At 31.0% G+C, this 2664-nt stretch carries 4 protein-coding genes; 3 read left to right on the top strand and 1 reads right to left on the bottom strand.

All coding sequences use genetic code 11. The features are described from left to right. From ACF91D_RS29765 to ACF91D_RS29755, 3 genes are all read left to right on the top strand, one after another. On the top strand, nt 1-233 hold a 233-nt coding region (locus tag ACF91D_RS29765; RefSeq protein WP_392438323.1), incomplete at its 5' end, for a rhodanese-like domain-containing protein. Between the two features lie 17 nt (nt 234-250). Further along, a complete protein-coding gene (sqr, locus tag ACF91D_RS29760) occupies nt 251-1444 on the top strand; it encodes a type II sulfide:quinone oxidoreductase Sqr (RefSeq protein WP_031917998.1) in 1194 nt (397 codons plus the stop codon). A 172-nt stretch (nt 1445-1616) separates the two neighbouring features. Beyond that, a complete protein-coding gene (locus ACF91D_RS29755; RefSeq protein ID WP_000690637.1) occupies nt 1617-2195 on the top strand; it encodes a recombinase family protein in 579 nt (192 codons plus the stop codon). 242 nt (nt 2196-2437) lie between these two features. On the opposite strand, the gene ACF91D_RS29750 is transcribed toward ACF91D_RS29755, so the two are convergent. Beyond that, nucleotides 2438-2664: hypothetical protein (locus ACF91D_RS29750; RefSeq protein ID WP_392438321.1), on the bottom strand; the 227-nt coding region annotated here is incomplete at its 5' end.

The following is a 2664-nucleotide window of genomic DNA, read 5'->3' as shown; positions in this document are numbered from 1 at the left end:
ACGTACGTAATGATGAAGAATGGAATAATGGACACTTAGATCAAGCAGTCAATATTCCACATGGTAAATTATTAAATGAAAATATTCCATTTAATAAAGAAGATAAAATATACGTACATTGTCAGTCAGGAGTTAGAAGTTCAATCGCAGTGGGTATCTTAGAAAATAAAGGATTTGAAAATGTCGTGAATATTAGAGAAGGATATAAAGATTTTCCAGAATCATTAAAATAATTTAAGGGTGTGAAAAAATGAGTAAATATTATCAAATTGTTATTGTAGGTGGCGGTACAGCAGGTATTACCGTGGCATCAAGACTATTAAGAAAAAATCAAAGCTTAAAAGGAAAAATAGCAATTATAGACCCAGCTGAATATCATTATTATCAACCGTTATGGACTTTAGTTGGTGCTGGGGTATCGAGTTTAAAAAGTTCTCGTAAAGATATGAAAAGCGTTATGCCTGAAGGTGTTCAATGGATAAAAAATGCTGTTTCAAGCTTTCAACCTGAAAACAATAGCATTATTTTAGGAGATAATTCAGTCGTTAGTTACGAATTTTTAGTGGTAGCCCCTGGATTACAGATTAATTGGTCTTCTATTAAAGGATTAAAAGAGAATATAGGTAAAAATGGTGTTTGTTCTAACTATTCACCTGACTATGTTCGCGAAACTTGGAGACAAATTTCTAAATTTAAACAAGGGAACGCGATTTTCACGCATCCTAATACGCCTATCAAATGCGGAGGCGCACCTATGAAAATTATGTATTTAGCTGAAGATTATTTTAGAAAACATAATATCCGTTCTAATGCTAATGTGATATACAAAACACCAAAAGATGCTTTATTTGACGTAGGCAAATATAATAAAGAATTAGAGAAAATTGTTGAAGAAAGGGATATAATTGTCGATTACAATTATAATCTTGTTGAAATTGACGGAGATAAAAAAGAGGCTACATTTGAACACATTAAAACAAATGATAGAAAGACAATAGATTATGAAATGTTACATGTAACACCACCTATGGGTCCCTTACGTGTACTTAAAGAAAGTACACTTTCAGATAGTGATGGTTGGGTAGATGTTAACCCAACCACATTACAGCATAAAAGCTACTCTAATATATTTGCGCTCGGTGATGCTTCAAATGTACCTACTTCCAAAACAGGAGCAGCAATTCGTAAACAGGCGCCTATAGTTGTTAATAATCTATTGCAAGTAATGGATAATGAAATGTTGACGCATCATTATGATGGTTATACTTCGTGCCCTATCGTTACTGGTTATAATAAATTAATACTTGCCGAGTTTGATTATAATAAAAAACCAAAAGAAACATTTCCTTTTAACCAGGCTAAAGAACGAAGAAGTATGTATATTTTCAAAAAAGATTTGTTGCCTAAAATATATTGGTACGGTATGTTAAAAGGTCTCATGTAAATAACAAGAGTGTGCAGAAAATAACCATTTTCTGTACACTCTTTTTTTATGTCTAAATAAGTAAGTATTACATAGAATTATGTGTTCAAAAACCCAACAAAAAATCTATGTTCACAAAAGACCTTGTAATTAAGTTATGGTACACTAAAGGTGTATATAGGAGGTTTGTATTTTGAAAATAGGTTATGCAAGAGTTTCAACTGGATTACAAAATTTGAATTTACAGGAGGATCGATTAAATACATATGGTTGTGAAAAGATATTTAATGACCATATGAGTGGTTCAAAAAGTAAGCGACCTGGTTTAGATAAAGCAATTGAATTTGCGAGGTCAGGAGATACGATTGTTGTTTGGAGATTAGATAGACTAGGACGGAACATGGAGGATTTAATCACGTTAGTTAATGAACTTAACGAACGAGGTGTGAGTTTTCATAGTTTAGAAGAAAATATAACGATGGATAAATCAAGTTCTACAGGACAATTATTATTTCATTTATTCGCAGCATTTGCAGAGTTTGAACGTAATTTAATTTTAGAGCGATCTTCAGCCGGTCGAATTGCAGCACGTGCTAGAGGCCGATATGGAGGTAGACCTGAAAAATTAAATAAACAAGATTTAAACTTACTTAAGACACTTTATGATAATGGTACGCCAATTAAAACAATTGCAGAGCAGTGGCAAGTTTCACGTACAACTATTTATCGTTATCTCAATAAATTAGAGGCAAAAGAGAATAAAAACAAGTAGAGCAACTAATCTAGCTTACTATAATGAATCTACTAAATAATTTTATATATCATTAACATACAAAGACTTTGATTCAATGTTACTCGATGTAAAAGAGACGTTCTGACAGCGTCTAAAATCTCATAATATTTGCCTGTTATGAGATTTTAATAATAACACAAGAAAAAAGCGTACAAATTCGTACGCTTTTTTAATATAATACCTGTTTCACTAATGAACATTTTTAACTTTAAAGATTTTATCTATTTTTTATTCGTCTGTATAATAACAGATAAAATTATGGTTAAAATAAATATCAGTATAGTTGTAAAAATAATAATTTTATTATTAGGATTTTTATCTTCTTGCTCATCATATTCTTCTAATTCTTTAATTCTTTGCTCGTCTATTTCAACTTCTTCTCTTGAGCCTAGCTCATTATCTAAGATATAGGATTGTGGGTCTTTTAGTTTCATAAATTTTTTCTCCT

It is taken from the genome of Staphylococcus sp. 231237_7MaSpsaltlick (assembly GCF_043107035.1).
The sequence above is the reverse complement of the archived record's forward strand: the minus strand, read 5'-3'. Positions and strand labels throughout refer to the sequence as shown.

Bases quoted from the DNA above. Each gene is read 5' to 3' on its own strand.
- sqr (WP_031917998.1), top strand. From the start codon at position 251: ATGAGTAAATATTATCAAATTGTTATTGTAGGTGGCGGTACAGCAGGT.